The 19748-nt window shown below is 45.2% G+C and carries 18 protein-coding genes and 1 tRNA gene; 2 read left to right on the top strand and 17 right to left on the bottom strand.

All coding sequences use genetic code 11. The annotated features are described in order from the left end of the window. Positions 1 to 47: 47 nt before the first annotated feature. From rbsK to E4U82_RS02735, 7 genes are all read right to left on the bottom strand, one after another. The gene (rbsK, locus tag E4U82_RS02765; protein WP_135108510.1) at positions 48 to 944 is read right to left on the bottom strand and encodes a ribokinase; all 897 of its coding nucleotides are present in this window, start codon (positions 942 to 944) and stop codon (positions 48 to 50) included. Positions 945 to 1168: 224 nt separating this feature from the next. Further along, complete coding sequence (locus E4U82_RS02760; protein WP_135108509.1) at positions 1169 to 1960, bottom strand: SDR family oxidoreductase; 792 nt, start codon at positions 1958 to 1960, stop codon at positions 1169 to 1171. 43 nt (positions 1961 to 2003) lie between these two features. Then, complete coding sequence (locus tag E4U82_RS02755; protein WP_135108508.1) at positions 2004 to 4157, bottom strand: TRAP transporter permease; 2154 nt, start codon at positions 4155 to 4157, stop codon at positions 2004 to 2006. Between the two features lie 4 nt (positions 4158 to 4161). Next, complete coding sequence (locus E4U82_RS02750) at positions 4162 to 4653, bottom strand: DUF1850 domain-containing protein (protein WP_135108507.1); 492 nt, start codon at positions 4651 to 4653, stop codon at positions 4162 to 4164. A gap of 3 nt (positions 4654 to 4656) precedes the next feature. After that, the gene (locus E4U82_RS02745) at positions 4657 to 5664 is read right to left on the bottom strand and encodes a TAXI family TRAP transporter solute-binding subunit (RefSeq protein ID WP_245183507.1); all 1008 of its coding nucleotides are present in this window, start codon (positions 5662 to 5664) and stop codon (positions 4657 to 4659) included. 100 nt (positions 5665 to 5764) lie between these two features. Next, positions 5765 to 6451, bottom strand: a complete 687-nt coding sequence (locus E4U82_RS02740; RefSeq protein WP_135108505.1) for a response regulator — start codon at positions 6449 to 6451, stop codon at positions 5765 to 5767. Next, positions 6435 to 8051 carry an ATP-binding protein gene (locus E4U82_RS02735; protein ID WP_135108504.1) on the bottom strand — a complete coding sequence of 539 codons (1617 nt, stop codon included), beginning with the start codon at positions 8049 to 8051 and terminating at the stop codon, positions 6435 to 6437. Before E4U82_RS02735 ends, E4U82_RS02740 begins: the two co-directional genes overlap by 17 nt. A 92-nt stretch (positions 8052 to 8143) precedes the next feature. On the opposite strand from E4U82_RS02735, the gene E4U82_RS02730 reads away from it, so the two are divergent. After that, positions 8144 to 9202: a DctP family TRAP transporter solute-binding subunit gene (locus E4U82_RS02730; RefSeq protein ID WP_245183506.1), complete on the top strand. Its 1059-nt coding sequence runs from the start codon at positions 8144 to 8146 to the stop codon at positions 9200 to 9202. 146 nt (positions 9203 to 9348) lie between these two features. Here the strand turns inward: E4U82_RS02730 and E4U82_RS02725 are convergent, their stop codons facing one another. Together E4U82_RS02725 and E4U82_RS02720 are read right to left on the bottom strand one after the other, a co-directional pair. Next, positions 9349 to 10287 (bottom strand): MBL fold metallo-hydrolase, encoded by a 939-nt coding sequence (locus E4U82_RS02725; protein ID WP_135108503.1) that lies wholly within the window; start codon positions 10285 to 10287, stop codon positions 9349 to 9351. Between the two features lie 92 nt (positions 10288 to 10379). Further along, entirely contained in the window at positions 10380 to 11135 is a 756-nt protein-coding gene (locus E4U82_RS02720) for an alpha/beta hydrolase (protein WP_135108502.1), read from the bottom strand. A 279-nt stretch (positions 11136 to 11414) separates the two neighbouring features. Here E4U82_RS02720 and E4U82_RS02715 point away from each other — a divergent pair. Then, positions 11415 to 11487 (top strand) — tRNA-Ala (locus E4U82_RS02715). Positions 11488 to 11785: 298 nt separating this feature from the next. Here E4U82_RS02715 and E4U82_RS02710 read toward each other — a convergent pair. From E4U82_RS02710 to ilvC, 8 genes are all read right to left on the bottom strand, one after another. Further along, a complete protein-coding gene (locus E4U82_RS02710) occupies positions 11786 to 12103 on the bottom strand; it encodes a nucleotidyltransferase family protein (protein WP_135108501.1) in 318 nt (105 codons plus the stop codon). Positions 12104 to 12168: 65 nt separating this feature from the next. Next, positions 12169 to 12504 (bottom strand): nucleotidyltransferase substrate binding protein, encoded by a 336-nt coding sequence (locus tag E4U82_RS02705; protein ID WP_245183505.1) that lies wholly within the window; start codon positions 12502 to 12504, stop codon positions 12169 to 12171. Between the two features lie 220 nt (positions 12505 to 12724). Then, positions 12725 to 13657: a threonine ammonia-lyase gene (gene ilvA / locus E4U82_RS02700; RefSeq protein WP_245183504.1), complete on the bottom strand. Its 933-nt coding sequence runs from the start codon at positions 13655 to 13657 to the stop codon at positions 12725 to 12727. An 88-nt stretch (positions 13658 to 13745) separates the two neighbouring features. Further along, positions 13746 to 14330, bottom strand: coding sequence for a 3-isopropylmalate dehydratase small subunit (gene leuD / locus E4U82_RS02695; RefSeq protein ID WP_135108499.1), 585 nt, complete (start codon positions 14328 to 14330; stop codon positions 13746 to 13748). 12 nt (positions 14331 to 14342) lie between these two features. Further along, complete coding sequence (gene leuC / locus E4U82_RS02690; RefSeq protein ID WP_135108498.1) at positions 14343 to 15743, bottom strand: 3-isopropylmalate dehydratase large subunit; 1401 nt, start codon at positions 15741 to 15743, stop codon at positions 14343 to 14345. 66 nt (positions 15744 to 15809) lie between these two features. Continuing rightward, a complete protein-coding gene (gene leuB, locus E4U82_RS02685; RefSeq protein WP_135108497.1) occupies positions 15810 to 16916 on the bottom strand; it encodes a 3-isopropylmalate dehydrogenase in 1107 nt (368 codons plus the stop codon). Positions 16917 to 17125: 209 nt separating this feature from the next. Further along, positions 17126 to 18673 (bottom strand): 2-isopropylmalate synthase, encoded by a 1548-nt coding sequence (locus E4U82_RS02680; protein WP_135108496.1) that lies wholly within the window; start codon positions 18671 to 18673, stop codon positions 17126 to 17128. Beyond that, a complete protein-coding gene (gene ilvC / locus E4U82_RS02675) occupies positions 18660 to 19706 on the bottom strand; it encodes a ketol-acid reductoisomerase (RefSeq protein ID WP_135108495.1) in 1047 nt (348 codons plus the stop codon). Before ilvC ends, E4U82_RS02680 begins: the two co-directional genes overlap by 14 nt. Positions 19707 to 19748: the final 42 nt, after the last annotated feature.

The following is a 19748-nucleotide window of genomic DNA, read 5'->3' as shown; positions in this document are numbered from 1 at the left end:
TGAGGGGTGATTTTTTATTGGTACTTTGAGTATCATTTATTCCTTCATCATTCGGACATCTTCCTTTTCCGTAAAAATTCCTGGATGTCTTGTTTAGTTGGCATACCGCCCTGTGCTCCTGTTTTTGACACGGACAGGGCAGCGGCAGCATTTGCCATGACAAGTGCATCTGACAGTTCCGCTCCGCCGGCAAGCTCTGCCGCCAGTGCACCGTTAAATGTATCACCGGCACCAGTTGTATCGGTCACTTGGACACTGTGCCCGCTGATTTCCCGTTCAGCGCCATTTTCAGCAAACGATATGCCTTTATCACCACGGGTCACAATCAATTTTTCCTGAATGGACTCAAATAACGGATCTTCCTTCATGGATGCAAGCTCAATTTCATTTGGCGTCAAGTAGGCCGTATTCTTTAGGACTTCTTCAGGAAGCGGCTGGAACGGAGCAGGATTCAAAATGACCGGAACTTTGTTTGCCTCGGCCAATTCCGTTACGGCCATAATTGTCTCCATCGGTATTTCCAGCTGAAGCAGTACTACATCACTGTTTTTGATTAAATCGCTATGTTGCATAACCAGTTCAGGTGTTACCCTATTATTGGCACCCGGAGCAACAATGATGCGGTTATCACTTTCCGATAAAATAATGGTCGCCGTACCGGTGGCTTCATCTGACATGGTTTCAATGCCTTTTGTCTCAACTCCTTCATTTGCCAGGTTTTGGCGGAGAGTCGGTCCAAATGAATCGTCTCCGACAGCACCGATGAAATTTACATTAGCCCCCATACGTGCTGCGGCTACAGCCTGGTTCGCCCCTTTACCTCCCGGACTGGTGAAAAACTTGTCGCCAAGAACTGTCTCCCCTTGCATCGGCATTTTATCCGTGATCACCGTTAAGTCCATATTTATACTGCCCACAATGCACACATTCGGTTTAGTGTTCATTCGTCTCCCTCTTTCCTGCTTCGATTACCTAAAAGCTTGTCATCTACCCTGATTTAGTTAACCTGGCTCTGTGTCCTTTTCTATATAATATATGGGCTCAATCCACATCGTCAATGCTATTGCGTCCATTCAGTCAAGTGAAGACGAGAACAACATGAATCAATTGAAAAAGGCTTGACACTGTCACCAAACCTTTTTCCGCATGACTTATATTCGATTAACCCCTACAACGCCTTCACCATTCCACCATCAACCAGCAATGACTGGCCGGTCACATACGTATTCGCTCCCGAGCATAGAAATACTGCGATTCTGGCAAATTCCTCAGGCTCACCATACCGCCCGATCGGGATTTTCTTCTCTGCTTCTTCCTTGACCTCGTCAATCGGTATGCCGCGTTTTTCAGCCTGGACCGAGTCAAGATGATCAACGCGATCAGTGCCAATCCTCCCCGGGCCGATCGTGTTAATCAGAATATTATCCTCCGCCAGTTCCTGCGACAAACTTTTCGAAAGGCCGGTAATCCCTGCCCTGAATGTATTGGACAAAATCAGCCCATCGATCGGCTGTTTGATGGATGACGAGGCGAAATTAAGAATATGTCCGCCTCCGTTTTCCCGCATACCGGGTAAAACTTCCCGGATTGCGCGGACAAAACTCAGCAGGTTCAACTCAAATGCATGCTGCCAGGCATCGTCATTGACATCATCAAACGTCCCGGCAGGTGGACCGCCAGCATTATTGATGAGAACATCGACGGTCCCATGCTCGGCGGATGCATCTGCAACAAGCTGCTTAATTGCGCCGGCGCGGGTAATATCACACACACTGTATGCGACGTTTGGATTGCCTGTTTTCTCTTGTATTTCTTTTACCGTTTGCCCCAGCGCTTCTTCATTCCGGCTGGCCAAAAACACATTTGCGCCCTCTGCAGCAAATTCAAGAGCTGTTGCTTTCCCCAGTCCTTTGCTGGAAGCGAGGACGAGGACAGATTTACCTTTTAGACCAAGGTTCATTCGAATACCTCCCAATAAGAGCCAAGGTTATAAAATGCGTCCACTATTTTGCAACTGAAGCCGGCTCTTGTTTAATATTTTTTCGTATAAAACGGGTTCCTATTATCATAACAAATGCAATCAAACCTATGATATCTGTCCATATTCCCGGATATATTAAAAGTAGCGCGCCTACAATGGCTATTATTCTCAAATACCAGCGCATCGGCACCTTAAAGTACCCCTCTGCTGAAACGGATAAGAGGAAGACGCCCATCAGTGAGGTTGTTGCAATTAATAGAACATTCCCTACTGTTGCATCAATCATCAGCATTTCATGAGAAAACACAAACATGAATGGTACAATAAATCCGGCAATGGCCAGTTTCATAGCCTGGAATCCTGTCCGCATCGGATCGCCGCCGCTGATTCCGGAACCGGCAAATGCCGCGAGTGCTACGGGTGGTGTGATATTGGCAAATATACCAAAATAGAATACAAACATATGCGCCACAAATACCGCCGTTTCACCGGACCCTGCCAGCTCCCTGAAATATGGAAGCTGCAGCAGTATTGGTGCCGCCATGGTACTGGTGATAATATAGGTCGGAATACTTGGCAGCCCCATTCCCAAAATAATGGACGCAACCATTGTCAGGACAAGGGTGATCAGCAATTGGACAAGGGGGCTGTTAATAACCTCACCCAGGCTCACAATCGTGCTGGCAATCTCCAGTGCTACCCCCGTCAGTGAAGCGATCCCTACGATGATACCGACAGCACCACAGGCAATCGCAACAGGAATTGTCGTTCGGACACCATCCTCCAATGCCCCGACAAACGAACCGATACTGATTTCTTCTGCCTTTACTCCAGCCTTTTTGCGAAACAGATTAACAATTAAAGGGACAACCACAACTAATCCAAGCTCAAGCCAATTATCCCGCAACCCCGGAATATTTGTACCAGATAAAATGGCCCGGACTTGCGGCTCAAAAATCAAAAACATGGAAACGGCTGTACCGAGGGCAAGCATCCTGGCTGTACCTGTTATAACCACGGTCGAAAGAATGGACCAGAAGGCTGCGTAAAAGGGCGTTTTGCCTGAGAATAATAGATATAACAGAATGACCATCGGGATTAATAAATGACCACGTTTTTTTAACACGTTTGTAATAGACGGCAATTCATTCCGTTTAAGTCCTTTCAGACCAAGTTTAGAGGCTCTGATGTGTACCTGCAGCAAAATACCAATATAAAAAAGTAATGCCGGAATAATGCCGGCAAGTATAATGGTCGTATATGGCACCCCGAGATTTTCAGCCATAATGAAGGCCGCAGCTCCCATAATTGGCGGCAATATCTGTCCACCGACACTGGCGGCTGATTCAACTGCACCAGCAAAATTTTTATGATAACCAATCTTTTTCATTAGCGGGATGGTAAAGGCACCCGTCGTTACGACATTGGCAATTGCAGACCCGTTTATCGAGCCCAAAAAGCCGCTGGAAAGGACAGCAACCTTGGCGGGGCCACCTTTCGTATGTCCGGCTACAGCCATCGCCAGGTCATTAAACATCTGCCCCATACCGGACTTGCTCAGAAACGCACCAAATAAAATAAATAGAATAATGTAACTGGCTGACACGCCAATCGCCGTCCCTAAAATACCTTCCGTAATAAAAACCAGATGTGAAATGATCCCTTCCGTTACACTTTGAATAACCGGTGCCGTCAATTCGGGATATACTGATAGTTTAACGTAAAAGCCGTAAATAAGGAATCCCAGCGCCAGCAGGGTCAGTCCCCAACCGGTGACACGGCGGGTAACCTCCAGCAATAAAATCAGAACGGCCACCCCAACATACAAATCTATCTGATTAATTTGACCGCCCGATTCAATAATCCGGTTAGCAGTAAACAACATATACAGACCCAATCCTGCTGCCAATCCGGCGATTATATAATCGTAAAATGGTATCTGGTTCTTTTTCCCTTTTTTAAAGACCGGATATAATAGAAACCCTAAAAGCATCAGCACATATAAATGAATACTTCGCTGTTTTATATCCACTAACGCCCCTGCGTAAGATGTATATAAGTGAAACAAACCAAGGCCTGCCCCGATAACAGTTATAAAAATTCCGACGATTTTCGGGTAACTTGTTCTGAGATTACTTTCGCGATCATAGTCTTCAGCATTTGCTTTATTTCCCATTGTCTCACCTCACAATACGCTTTAAATGTGTGTATATAATGTCATACAAAGGCTTCTCATTCACCGTTATCACATACGCTTCATCACTCGGTTTTAAATCATAAGCATTATGACCAAATTGTAATTGATAGTCATTCATTTGATTGGAACGCACAACAAGTTCATCACCAATATGCCGTTCAATATCCATATGAACCCAGCCATCTTTTAAAACGGCAGGGTGTTCCGATTTGGATGGAACACCCGCACCGAACGTTTTGAATTTGGTTGCTTCTAGAGATAACCCGTTGTTATGAACCTTAAATTGCTCTACCCATGCTTCCTTCTCCACCGAATGCTTCCATTGGATTGAAAAGGAATAATCTTTCAAATAAAAACTATAGATCAGCTGGTCACCATTCAGGACAGTCAAAGCCTTAACCGGAAAACATATTAGACTGATAATAATTAGAAGAACCAGCCCCAGCGAAAGGACTGCATGACATTTGCGGAACATTGACTATTCCAGCATGTCATTTTCTTCATAAAATTTCTTAGCGCCTGGATGCAATGGCGCGACTAAATCCTTAGCAATATCTTCACGAGGCAATTGATTCAGTGCACTGATTGATACCTCATCACTGTCAAGATAGTCATAATAGCGTTTGGTCAGATCATAAACTAAATCTTCACTTAAGTCCGGGGAAACAGTAATCATATTTTGAATACCAACTGTGTTGACTTCCTGATCCAAGTTATACATCGCCTCGTCTCCGGCAGGAATGGTGAATTCTTTATAGAATGGGTAAGTATCCATCAATGTCGCCGCAACGTCATCTTTGATTTCAACAAACACCATTTCATTTTGCTGTTTCAGATCAGTGATACTGCTGTTTGGAACACCTGACGTAAAAAATGCGGCATCCAGTGTTCCATTTTTCATCTCCTGTACACTGTCGGCATACCCGGTATGTGTGACTTTGGAAAGATCATCATATGTTAGATCAATAGCTTCCAAGACCTTTTGTGCGCTTTGTTCGACGCCGGAACCCACTTTTCCGACACCAACCCGTTTTCCTTCCAGATCCTTAATCGTTTCGATGCCGCTGTCTGCCATTGCCACAACCTGCACGACATTTTGGTACATACCAGCCAATGCCTGAACATCTGCCTGGCTGCCTTCAAATTGGCCTGTCCCTTCAAGGGCATCATAAGCTACATCACTCATGATGATTGTCATCTGGTTCAACCCATCCTGCATATTTTGAATATTGGCTACAGAGGCGCCCGTCGACTCTACCGTCACATTACCAACTTGATCACTTTCTTCAAAAATTGGCTTCAAAGCACCACCGATGGGATAGTATGTCCCTGAAGTCCCACCGGTTCCGAAAACGAGCGATTCGCCACCCCCGTCTCCGTCGCCAGATTCATCCGTTCCTTCAGCAGAATCACTGTCACCGCATGCTGCTAACAACACAAGCATTAGAAATAGACTTATAAATACAAGTTTTTTCTTCACAATCATACCCCCAAATTTCATATTTCTATCATGTTAACGCTTACAAAGTAACTTTTGAATATTTAGAACATAATGGACATATTGGTCTTTTTGATCTTTTGTTCCATCACTTCAGCTTGTAGCGATTAATCGGGCGTCCCACTTCCCCATACCGCAAATGAATCTCTGCTTGTGCAGCTTTCACCATATAATCCAGATACCGTCTTGCGGTAACACGGGCAATTCCTATATAGGAGGCTGTTTCATCAGCGGATACCGGTGAGGTCCGATTGGTCAAATAATTCCTGACTTGGGTTAACGTTTGCTGATTAAGCCCCTTCGGAAGCACCGTATCCTGTTGTTTTTCAGTGTTTCGGGATATCCAGGCATCAATTTTTTGCTGCTCTGTTTTCGTTGTACCGGAAAACTGACGCAAAAAAATCCTGTACTTATTTAATGCCTGTACCAATCGATCAAATGAAAATGGTTTAATGATATAGTCGATTGCACCATATTGAAGCGCCTTTCTGATCGTTTCAGTGTCATCAGCAGCTGAAACAACGAGGACATCAATATCCAACTCTTCACTACGGAGTTTATGTAATGTTCGAATACCATCAAGTTCAGGCATAAAAATATCAAGGACAACGAGATTCGGTTTTTGCTCAAGTGCAACTTCCATCCCCTTCTTTCCATCGCCCGCAGCAGCAATTACCTGAAAACCTCCCACTTTCTCAATCATCTGCCGGTTGACTTCCTGGACCATCGGATCATCTTCTATTAACAAAACCGTGATGTTATCTGATCGTGTCATTGACAGTTCGACCTCCCAATTTCATTGGCATCTCTATGACCATTTCCGTCCCTTTATGTAACGTCGAATGAACATTCACCGTACCTTCTGCTCTGGTTACTGTCTGTTGAATTAAATGTAATCCCAGGCCAGAGCCATCTTTACCTTTGGTGGTATAACCCTTTTTAAATATGTGCTGCTGATCTGTTTCGGTGATGCCACTACCATTATCAGCTACTTCTATCATACATGTATCATCATCCTGCCTAATGGCCACATCAACATATTTATCCTGGTTCATGCATCCTTCCAACGCTTCAAATGCATTTTCAATCAGGTTACCCAGCATTTTGACAAAGTCATGGTCATTTATCATAGGTGGATAAAATTCCAGGTTACTATTTTCATTAAGCGTTACTTCAATTCCGATTTCCTCACCCCTGCGAATTTTACTGATAAGCAGACCAGCAATGCTGTAATGTCTTATCCGATCCAAAATATATTTTGAGCGTTTTGCTTGTTGATCGGTCATTTGAAAGACATATTCCAGTGCTTGTTCGCTCTGATCCAGCTGAATAAGCCCGGCTACCGTGTGTAATTTGTTCATATACTCATGATTCTGTACCCGCAATGCATCAACAAATGCTTTAAAACCTGTCAATTCTTCAGCCATTTTCGTAACGTCCGTTTTATCCTGAAATATGACCATCGTACCGGCAAACTGCTTTTCCACTCTAATAGGTATTCGGTTCAACATGATCAGTCGGTCTGCGATACGGACCGTTTCATTTAATTTTCCTGATTTTTTTCTGAGATGCATGGCGATCTCGCTATCGGAAAGCATTGCTTCCAAAGATTTTCCGTTCACTTCCTCATTCATATCTAATATTTCCTTTGCTTTATCGTTAAAAACAACCAGCCTTTCATCCCGGTCAACGGCAATCACACCTTCATGCATTGCCTGGAAAACAGCCGTCCGTTCTTCGAGTACCCGTGCCATTTCATGCGGTTCCATAAAAAATGTCTGTTGTTTGACATGGTTTGCCAAAAGAAAGGAACCCACAATCCCAAAGGCAAGTGTCAGTAAAGCAATGGCGATGATCTCAAAACGTATGGTCGACAAAATGGCTAAAAAAGAGGGTAGCTTACTCCCTGCAATGACCACACCGATTTGTTCATGATGATCATCCATCACCGGAACGAAGGAACGTACAAACGTCCCCTGGTCACCTTTTGCCTTCGTGACATAGCTGTGCTCGGCAAAAGCTGCCCCTTCATCTTTCCCCGATGAAACGGTCCCAAGCTGCTCGTCAAGCGGGTGGGAATACCGAATCCGATTCATATTCAGCACAACAATATAATCCACTTGATTAACGGTTTCCATCCGCTCCACAACCGGATTAATAACTTCCCATCCGTCGGGTTTCGCCAGGCCTTCCTCTACTTCAGGCAAATTTGCGACAATTCTACCTGTCATCAGACCACGTTCTCCCAGCTGCTCTTCTTCACCCTGATATATATTCCCGATAACTGTTATTCCGACAATCAGTAATGAAAATAAAACAATTCCAAACGATAGAATCATAATTTTCAGGCGTATCGGCAGCTTCTTTAGTCCCATCCAAACCGTCTCCTATGATAGAATCAACAACAATCGAAATCATGTGATAGAATGGTATAGCGGTATTAACCATTATACAGGTGGTGAGTGATTTGCGTAACTTTTTAATAATCCTATTACTTATTGTAGCAGGAATTATCGCTGCTGTAATAATCGGATTTGATATAAAAGAAATGGCTTCCGATACCTACTATGACGACGAACAGGAGGGCTTGGATGAGCAAATCATTATCCGTTTAAGCTACGTTACGGCAGAAAATACGCCAAAAGGAAGAACCGCTTCAAGATTTGCGACACTTGTTGAAGATAAAACAAACGGTCAAGTAATCGTACATCTATTCCCGAATGCCACATTATATAATGATAAAAATGAATGGAAGGCCGTTCAAAACGGCAATGTCGAAATGATTGCACCAGCAACAGCAAAGATCAGCGAACATTACCCCGAATGGCAAATACTTGACTTACCATTTGCTTTTCCCAATTACAGGGCTGTCGAAGCGGCTTATGAAGGTGAGATTGGTGAAACACTGCTTGAAGAGCTCGATCGCTCTAACGTGAAGGGGCTGGATTTGTGGTACAACGGATTCAAACAAATCACGAATCGGGACTATTCGATTAAAACACCCGATGATTTCAGCCGACTTCATTTCCGTACCATGCCTGGCGAGGTAATCCAAGAGCAATTCAACCAATTAAACGCCAGCAGCAGTACCTTACCCTTCAGTAAAACCTATCAGAATCTTGAAGTGAATTTTGTGGATGCACAGGAGAATACTCTATCAAACATTAATACAAAAAAATTTTACGACTACCAGCAGTATCTCACCATCAGCAATCACGGTTACCTCGGCTATGGCGTTTTAATCAACAGGGACTTTTGGAATAGTTTATCGCCATCCATTCAGAAAGCTATCAATGATTCTATTAGCGAGGCAACCGATTGGGGAAGGAGACATGCTATCGAAATTAACGACCAGCATGCCCGTGCCCTTAGATCCAACAAGTCTCTGGATATCTATACACTGTCAGCTGAAGAACGTGCGCAATGGTTCCGGACACTTCAGCCCCTATATGACAAAACAAGGCAGACTGTCGGCAGTGATTTAATGAAAGAACTCAACCAAATCAAATACCAACATGCCTACTGAACATAATCGGCTAGCGTTTCGCCAATCACCAATGAAACGACAATTCCGCCGCCTATAATGATGTAATCGTACGTGAGTTGAACGCCCCCCGTTCGATTATGCCAGATATTAACATTATGCGGATCATTCAGTTATGCCAGGGGAACTTACAGATAATACCAATATTTGCCGTCATTGAGCTCTCTCTTACACTCTCCCCTGTACCGCAAATATTCAAGATGTGCCAGCGTTTCGCCAACCGCAAAGCGCATCTCATGAACGGTGAGCTTCTTCTTAAATAATTTTTGACAAACCTGGTAGACAGTGCCCCCGCGATCAATCGACGCCAACGTCTGCTCCAGCCGGGCGTCATGATGTGACTTAATCGCCTCAATACGGTCATTGGCCCCGTAAAACGGATCGCCATGGGAAGGGACGACAAAATCCGCATCATAAGTTTTGATTTTGTCCAATGATTCCAGATACCGTGCTAACGGATTGGGATCGCCGTGAAACCAATACGAAATATTCGGGGTGATTTTCGGCAAAACATGGTCCGTTGAGAGAAGCATGCTTTTCTCTTGATTATAAAATGTGACCAGACCATCCGAATGACCCGGTGTGGCAATCACTTCATAGTCATACCTGCCGATTGGGATGATGTCCCCCTCCCGCAAAAAATGATCCGCATTCGGGTATGGTGTCACAATCGGAACAAAATCCTTTGTATTCGCCAGCATTTTATTCGCTTGATCTCTAGGAATCCCTGCCAGCAAATAGTTATGTGAAAGCTCGTCCAAAAAATCCGGGCTCCATGCATTTAAAGCAGCATCAAAATCAATTTCCGACATGGAAACGCGTGCCTCGTGTTTCGCCTGAAGCCCGCCGGCATACCCGAAATGATCCGGATGATAATGCGTTATAATGATATCGGTCACATTTTTCCCGCTTAATTCCGCTTCCCATCGTTTGACGGTCTGTTCGTTATGCAGACCTGTATCGACGACAGTCCAGCCGTGTTGGCCTTCTGCCAAAAAACAGTTCACGTGATCAAGCCGGAATGGCAAGTCAAGGGTCACACGTTTTAAACCGTATTCTTCCAGCATCTATCCATCACCCCTTAACTTCTTAAATTCAGCTCATTTCATCCATTTCCATCTTGAAATCGAACGCTTTCATATGAATGATTCCAAAAAAATTATGTTAACCTGTCTTTAACGAATTTTACACACTTTTCTGCAATCCGTTCTTTATCATTGTCCAGTGTTGCAACATGATAGCTGTTCTCCAGCATGACAAATTCCCGGACATCTGATGAAATGGATTCATAAATCTCCCGTGAATTCTCAGGAGGAACAACATGATCTTCCGCAGATGACAGAATCATTGCAGGTGCCGTTATCTCAGAAAGTTTTTCTCTTACCATTATTGATAAGTCCATCAGCTCTTTCATCGATTTGACCGGTGTCTGTTTGTAGGCCAGTTCCTCGACACCTTCCTGCTTGATATCAGACCCAATGCCTTCAACAAAGCGAGTTTCCGTACCTTTCAACGATTCATAGTTCCCCATCATTTCAGGCATGTGCGTTGCTGCATTAATTGGCATGATGCCTTTTATCTCAGGATGTTCTTCTGCCAAATAAAGCGTCAATGTCCCACCCATCGACAATCCGGCCACAAATACATCATCACATGTTGCCTGTAACTTTTCCAGCCCATTTTCAACAGTTTCGATCCATTCCTCATATGACCTGTTTTCCATATCTTCCGGGGCCGTTCCATGTCCGGCCAGTCGCGGTCCGAATACAGTAAATCCCGCTTCCGCAAATTGTTTGCCCAGATCATGCATACTCTGGGTTGTTCCAGTAAACCCATGAATTACAAGCACACCCGTCTCATTCCCGGGATAATAAAACTCCTCCGCTTCTTTCATAACAGGATAAGCGTTTGTCATTGTTGAACCCTCCAAACTTTATAATAAGGTCATTTTAACACACATTTAAATATTTGTTTGAAAATTATAATTGAGAGGCTTTTGGAAGCACGGAATGTAGTCGAGTGGCTCGTTCCAGTGAATAATGCGCGGCATTAATGAACCATTCAACTTTTTTTGACAAAATATTGCCCGGGGAATACTCATCCCAAATGCTGGTTTCGTAAAAAAATAAAATCGTTTGTTCTACACCCCTTGAAAATCATATAAAAAGTGCTATAATAATTTGTGGACTTAGACGGGGCATTAGCTCAGTTGGGAGAGCGCATCGCTGGCAGCGATGAGGTCATCGGTTCGAGCCCGATATGCTCCATACTCTTTAAACGCCTGTCCTGCAATGGATAGAGCGTTTTTTTACTTGTCTTAAATAATGATACTATGGCTTGTTTTGTTGTCCGCTATCAATGTGATAAGGTTTGGAAACTTGTGTTTGAAGAGGAAGCAAAAATACTTCCAGATGCGATTGCCGGGGGCTTCCTTTAGACAGTCGTTAAATAAAAGAGCCATGAATTACCCAATACCCTCGTAATCGTCCTGACACTTTAAAAGCGATTGTTCTAGTTTTTTTTGAAAACGGTCTATCGGAACCACCCCCATATAATTCAGGAGCTTCATGCACGATTGTGCTTTTCCCCATAGATATTGATTCCATGCTCATTAATATGCCGAATCAGTGCTTCATTTTTAATCCCTTCATAATGAACGATATCAAAAAAATAGGGGAGAGGGTATTCCTCATTCAATAGCTCACTTAATTGTCCAGCGGTATGATTGGTTACGTTCGAACCTTTGATAGCAATATCTATGTCCGAACCTTTCTTATAATTGCCCAGTGCCCGGCTCCCAAAAACAACAGCCTGATCGATCTCCTCAAAGCTTTTACTGGCCTCGGTTATCATTTCTATGTCCTGTTCCCGTAAACCAAACATATTAGTATTCCTCCGATAGTTTATTATACAATGTGCGTATTACCGGCAGATAGTCATCCGTAATATCATCGACAAATTTTAGCTGCTTCCTCATCATAATTATGAGCCATTTGATTTCGCTTTTCTAAAGCTTGCATCCACGTATGACCATCGTCTATCAGGCCACTTTGAAAGGCCTGTTTTATGGTTTGACGAGGGCTTTTTACGATAAACCCTTCATTTTCGAGATAGTCTTTAAGAACTTTCCATGAAAGCTCGAACGTCATTTCGAAAAACTGAATAATCCCTGCCCGCTCCAGTTCATTTTCAATCGATTCATTTGAATATTTTTCCAAAAGTTTGTACGATCGCTCAAAGTTTTCAAATCGTTGTCTCCAGCGAATATCTTTTGAGGATGTCATCCCAATATCCCCTCTCATCATATTTCTTTCATTATAAGTGAAGTTTGACATGACGACAAATTCATTTTCTAATAATGGAATGATTTGTGTGACGTTTACCACATAAATACTACACACTTATGCTATAATCATATCACGCTGCACATATTGCTGTGATTTCTATAAAAAAACAATAGCCCGCACAACCAAATGTGCAGGCTATTGATACAACTCACAAGGATCACGCCGATTGATGTAGTTTTTTCGCCAGCCGCTGGATTGTCGGCAATGTGCTGATGTCCATGTTACCACCACTGACGATTGTACCACAGTGCTCTGAGTCTATGTGATGTCCAAACAGTGCAGCCAGGGCGGCAGCTCCAGCACCTTCCAGCAATGTCTTGTTGCGTTCGAGCATATAAACGATGGCCGACGCAATCTCTTCATCGGTGACCGTGACCATCTCATCAACATATTGGTTGATAAGCGGCAATGTCCGTTCTCCCGGCTGCTTAACGGCAATCCCTTCAGCAATGGTCGAGACCCGATCAAGCCGTTTCATGCGATTATGATAGTAGCTTTGATACATGGCAGACGCACCGGCTGACTGAACCCCGATCACCTTGATATGCCGGCTCATATGTTTGACAGCAGCGGCGATACCACTGATCAGCCCGCCGCCGCCAACAGGGACCAGAATCGTATCAATCCGGTCTTCCTGCTGCAGCATTTCGAGCGCTATCGTGCCCTGTCCGGCCATAACATCATAATCGTCAAACGGGTGGATATACTCTGCTCCTGTCTGCATTTGCCGTTTCATCGACGCATCATAAGCTTCCTGAAACGACTCTCCGGTCAGTACTACTTCCGCACCATATGCACGTGTAGCGTCTACTTTGGCCGCTGGCGTTTTTTCCGGCATGAAAATCGTTGCTCGTGCGTTCAATTTCGCTGCGGCATTTGCTACCCCCTGTGCATGGTTGCCGGCAGATGCGGCAATTACACCTTTTTGCAACTGTTCATCTGAAAGCTGCATCAGTTTAAAACTGGCACCTCGAAACTTGAATGAACCGGTTTTCTGCTGATTTTCCATTTTAAAATAAACATGTTTTCCGACCAGTGCGTCCGTTGTCGCTGATCTTACAATGGGTGTCCGGTGAACCACTGTCGCCAAACGATCCCGTGCTTCAGCAATGAGGTCACCTGTTAGCGAATTCCCAACATCTTCACGCTCCTTCTAATGAAATGATGATCGATATTTACTATGCCCGAACCGCATGCTCAAACGCAGTAATTTTATCTTCGTGCTGTAAAGTGAGGCCGATATCATCCAGCCCATTTAGTAGGTTTTCCCGGTGGTATGCCGGAATATCAAAATGAACATCCTGATTATCATCGCACACGATCTGATTTTCCAGGTCGACCGTTAAAACGAGTTCTTCGTTTTCTGCCTGTTTCATCCATTGATGAACCTGCTCCTCATCCATTTGAACAGGGATAATACCATTTTTTAATGCATTGTTATAAAAAATATCCGCAAAACTTGGCGCAATAATCACACGGAATCCATAGTCCAGAAGTGACCATGGCGCATGCTCCCTTGACGAACCACAGCCGAAATTTTCACCTGCCAGGAGGACCGACCCCTCCTCATAGGCCGGCTGATTCAGAATAAAATCTTCACGCTTATTCCCATCATCATCAAATCGCCAGTGATAGAACAGGAACTGACCAAATCCGGTCCGTTCAATCCGCTTCAAAAATTGCTTCGGGATAATCTGATCCGTATCGACATTTGTTCGGTCTAACGGAACAGCCACTCCTTGATGCTCACGAATCGCTTCCATGTTCAGCACCTCCTAACTATACACGTTTGCTGCAAACTGCCGGACATCGACAAAATGGCCTTCAATAGCTGCGGCGGCTGCCATTTCCGGACTGACTAAATGTGTGCGGGCGCCATTTCCCTGTCTGCCTTCAAAATTGCGGTTCGATGTCGATGCACAACGGCCGCCCGGCGGGACCACATCATCATTCATCGCCAGACACATGCTGCATCCGGCTTCACGCCATTCAAAGCCAGCTGATTTAAAAATCGCATCTAATCCTTCTTTTTCCGCCTGTTCCTTTGTGCCGAATGATCCGGGTACCACAATCGCCCTGACGTGATCACTGACCTGATGCCCTTCCACAATCTTAGCCGCTTTGCGCAAATCGGTAATGCGCGAGTTTGTGCAGGAACCGATGAACACATGATCAATGTTAATTGACTGGATCGGCTGGTTTTCATCAAGTCCCATATACTCCAGCGCACGCGCCACATCATCCGATTCATGAACATCAGGTGTGCTGCCGCTGACCGGTACACACATGCCGGGGTTTGTGCCCCATGACACTTGCGGTTCGATTTCCTCAGCTTTGATCATAACCGTCTCATCGTATTCGGCACCTTCATCCGTTGCCAGCGCCAGCCATTCGCGAGCTTTTTCATCAAACGCTTCACCCTGTGGAACGTTCGGTTTGCCGCGCAAAAATTCCACTGTTGTTTCATCTGGACTGATCAATCCGGCTCTGGCACCGGCTTCAATCGACATGTTACAAACGGTCATCCGGCCTTCCATTGATAAGTTTCGGATCGCTTCGCCGGTATATTCCATCACATAGCCAGTGCCGAACCGCACGCCAAATTTCGAAATGATCGCCAGAATTAAGTCCTTTGCCGTCACCCCGGTTCCGAGGTCACCTTCCACATGGACATTCAACGTTTTCGGCGGTTTTTGCCACAGTGTCTGTGTGGCCAGCACGTGCTCAACTTCACTTGTGCCGATGCCGAATGCCAAAGCACCAAATGCCCCGTGGGTAGATGTGTGACTGTCACCGCAGACAATTGTTTTGCCTGGTTGTGTCAGCCCGAGCTGTGGGCCGATCACATGAACAATGCCCTGATCTGGATGATACATATCGGCCAGTGTCACGCCAAAGTCTTTACAGTTTTTCCGTAGTGCATCCATTTGCTTTTTGGAAATTTGGTCCTGAATGACATCCCGGTTTTTCGTCGGAACATTATGGTCCATTGTCGCAAACGTCAAATCCGGCCTTCTTACCTTTCGATTATTCAAGCGGAGTCCCTCAAACGCTTGCGGGGACGTCACTTCATGCACCAAATGCAAATCGATATACATTAAATCCGGCTTTTCAGGCTCATGATGCACGACATGCTGTTTCCAAATCTTTTCAACAAGCGTTTCCGGTTTCCCCATTCTGTCACCTCCATATTATGCATGTTCAAAAAGAACAATAACACCGAACTTTTTGAACGCCCTCTATTAGACATACATACTGCAAATACTGTCTGAAACACTTTTAACCGTCATATTTTCCAAAACAGCTTCCGTCATTTGCGCCGTACTGACGAGCTGGCCATCGGTTATATGAAGATCCGAGGTATAATAACCTTGTTCAAGACATTCACGGACCGCCCGTTCAACAGCTGCAGCCTCTGCTTCCATCTGGAACGAGTGACGCAACATTAATGCTACCGAAAGAATGGTACCCAATGGGTTGGCGATTCCCTCCCCGGCAATGTCAGGAGCCGATCCATGGACTGGTTCGTACAGGCCGACACCGTCAGAACGGACGCTCGCGGATGGCAGCATCCCAAGGGAACCTGTCAGAACTGAAGCCTCATCACTTAAAATATCACCGAACATATTCTCCGTCACCATGACATCAAATTGATCAGGCTGTGTGATCAGCTTCATTGCGGCGGCATCAACCAATAAATGTTCAACAACCACATCAGGATACGCCTTGCTTTTTTCCTCGACAATTTCACGCCACATCCGGCTGGATTCCAAAACATTGGCTTTGTCAACAGATGTCAGATGGTGATGTCTTAGGCGGGCGCTTTGAAATGCCTTATCAATGATCCGCTCCATTTCATCCCGGTGATAGTGCAGTGTATCGACAACAGCATTCCCGTTATTCTGCCGTTCACTTGGTTTGCCAAAGTAGAGCCCACCCGTCAATTCACGGATGATTAAAATATCACTGCCATCAATGATATGCTCTTTCAGCGGGGAAGCATGCAGCAATGACGGAAATCCTTTGACCGGGCGCAGATTCGCAAACAGCCCCAGTTCTTTGCGGATCCCTAACAAGCCTTTTTCCGGCCGTTTGTCAGCGGGCAAGGCATCCCATTTTGGACCGCCGACAGCACCGAGTAAAATAGCATCGGCCTTTTGACACGCTTCAATGGTCGTTTCCGGTAGAGGCGTGTCGTATTGATCGATCGCCGCACCGCCAATTGCGTGCTCTTGTAGTGTGAAACTATGGCCGAATTCGCCGGCAACTGCATCCAGGACTTTTTCGGCCGATTCCATAATCTCACTGCCAATCCCATCCCCCGGAAGCAGAACGATCTGTTTATTCATTGACTTCCCCTCCTTTGTTTAATGGCTCTTTACTTGCTGGCGCAGTTGACATACACGATATTTCCGTGGACTCACCACAAGCTTCAACGAACGGCACTCGCATTTCATTCAGTGAACACTGTCCCTCAGGAGTCTTCGTATATGACAACTGCTAAATTGACCATAGTCATTTAAAAGCATTAAAAGGTGACCTTATAAAGCAATCGATTCTATTTATTAACCGCTTGTTCCTCTTTCGACGTATACTGTTGAATCATATAGCGGTTGACGGCATTTAAAAAAGCATTGACTGAAGCCTGCAGAACATCCTGTGCGGTGCCTCTCCCATTCATCGTTTCGCCGCCCACGATCAGCTGGACGTGCGATTCAGCTAGCGCATCTTTGCCGCGTCCGACAGAATTGAGTTGATAATCGGTCAATTGCAGATCTTCCTCAATCAATGCGTCCAGCGTCTTATATAAGGCTTCGACACTTCCCTGGCCTGTTTGTGCGGTCTGGACGGTCTTGCCATCCGGTGTTGTCAGGGAAACGGTTGCAGTCGGAATATTTGCTGTCCCATACTGCACTTGGAACATCTCAAGATTATATTTATTAACTGCAGCGGTATCGGTTTGAATTTCCATTAAAATCGTGTACAGATCATCATCGGTTACTTCTTTTTTGCGATCGGTCAACTGTTTGAACATTTCAAAGGCTTCTTTTAGTTTTTCCTCGGAAAGTTCAATGCCTAGTTCAGTCACCCGGTCTTTGAAAGCATGGCGTCCAGAGTGTTTGCCAAGGAACAAGGTATTGACTTTCACACCTACCATTTCAGGTGTCATAATTTCATAGGTTTCTTTATTTTTTAAGACACCATCCTGGTGAATCCCTGCCTCATGCTGGAAGGCGTTGCGTCCGACAATAGCTTTGTTCGCCTGCACATACATACCGGTTAGTTTGGCAATCAGATCGCTCGTGCGTTTCGTCTCATCGAGCTTCAATCCAGTACTATACTCGTAATAATCGGACCGGACGCGCAATGCGACTGCTACCTCCTCAAGTGATGCGTTGCCTGCCCGCTCTCCAATGCCATTGATCGTACCTTCCACCTGTGTGACACCATTTTCAACTGCTGCGATGGAGTTGGCAACAGCCAATCCCAAATCATTATGGCAATGACAGGAAAGTTCAACCTGATCAATATTTGAAACATTTTCACGGATGTAACGGAACATCTCCCCATACTCAGCAGGTGTTGTGTAGCCGACTGTATCCGGCAGATTGATGACGGTTGCACCAGCATCAATCACTTTTTCAATGATTTGAGTCAGAAAGGTCAAATCTGATCGGGATGCATCTTCTGCCGACCATTCGACTTGCGGAAACTTCTCCCGTGCATAGCTAACCATGCTAACGGCATTATCCATGACCTGCTCCGGTGTCTGCTTCAATTTATAGGTCATATGAATCGGCGATGTTGCCAGAAACAGGTGCAGACGCGGCTCTTCGGCATATTTAAGGGCTTCCCATGCCGTATCGATATCTGATTTGACGGTCCTTGCTAACCCGGTGACAGATGTGCTTTTAATCGTTTTGGCAATTTCCTTGACTGCTTCGAAATCGCCTTTGGAGGAAGCAGGGAATCCTGCCTCCATCCGGTCCACACCCCAGCGCTCCAGTTGCTTGGCAATTTCCAGTTTTTCCTGTTTATTCAAATTGACGCCTGGTGACTGTTCACCATCCCTTAGTGTCGTATCAAAAATTTTAATTGGTGGCATGTGCCGTCACATCCTTTTGTTCATTTTTTTGTTTTGCCTGCAGTGGCTGTTTGACAAAAGGCATTAACTCACGGAGCTCCCTTCCAACGTGTTCGATCTGATGATTATTTTCCCTTGTATTGATCGCATTGAATTGCGGCCGGTTTGCCTGATTTTCCAGAATCCATCCTTTGGCAAATTCACCTGATTGAACCTCAGACAGAATTTCTTTCATCCGTTCCTTCGTTTCGTCATTGATGACACGCTTGCCGGAAACAAAGTCACCCCATTGGGCCGTATCGGAAATCGAATAGCGTACATTTTCGATGCCGCCTTCATACATCAAATCAACGATCAGTTTCATTTCATGGAGGCATTCAAAGTAAGCAACTTCCGGCTGATATCCGGCATCAGTCAATGTTTCGAATCCCGCTTTCACAAGACTGGTCAGCCCGCCGCATAATACGGCCTGCTCACCGAACAAGTCGGTTTCCGTTTCTTCCTGGAAGCTCGTTTCCAGAACGCCAGCCCTGGCTGAACCGATGCCCTGGGAATAAGCGAGTGCGATTTCTTTCGCATTCCCGGTGACATCCTGGAATACAGCGTATAGTGACGGAACACCACCGCCTTCTTCATATGTGCGCCGTACCAGATGGCCGGGTGCTTTTGGGGCAACCATAAAGACATCGACGTCGCTCGGTGGAACAATTTGGGAAAAATGAATATTGAACCCGTGCGCGAATGCTATCGCATTGCCCGCCTTAAGGTTTGGCTTAATACTTTCTTCATAAACTGTTGTCTGACGTTCATCAGGAAGCAAAACCATCACAACGTCTGATTCGCTGACAGCTTCGGCGACCGGTTTCACAGCAAAGCCGTCATCTTCTGCCTTTTGCTGCGATTTACCCGGTCTCAGGCCAATCACAACGTCATAGCCGCTTTCCCGGAGATTGAGAGCGTGGGCATGACCCTGTGAGCCATAACCAACAACCGCGATTTTTTTCGACTGCAATACCTCTTTTTGAATATCCTTTTCGTAAAGTACTTTTGACATGATTTTCGTCCTCCTCAAAGTTTATAATTGTGTCATTTTCAC

Source organism: Lentibacillus salicampi, assembly GCF_004565465.1.
Classification (GTDB): Bacteria; Bacillota; Bacilli; order Bacillales; family Amphibacillaceae; genus Lentibacillus; species Lentibacillus salicampi.
Note: the sequence above shows the minus strand (reverse complement) of the source record. Positions and strands in the feature narration are given on the sequence as shown.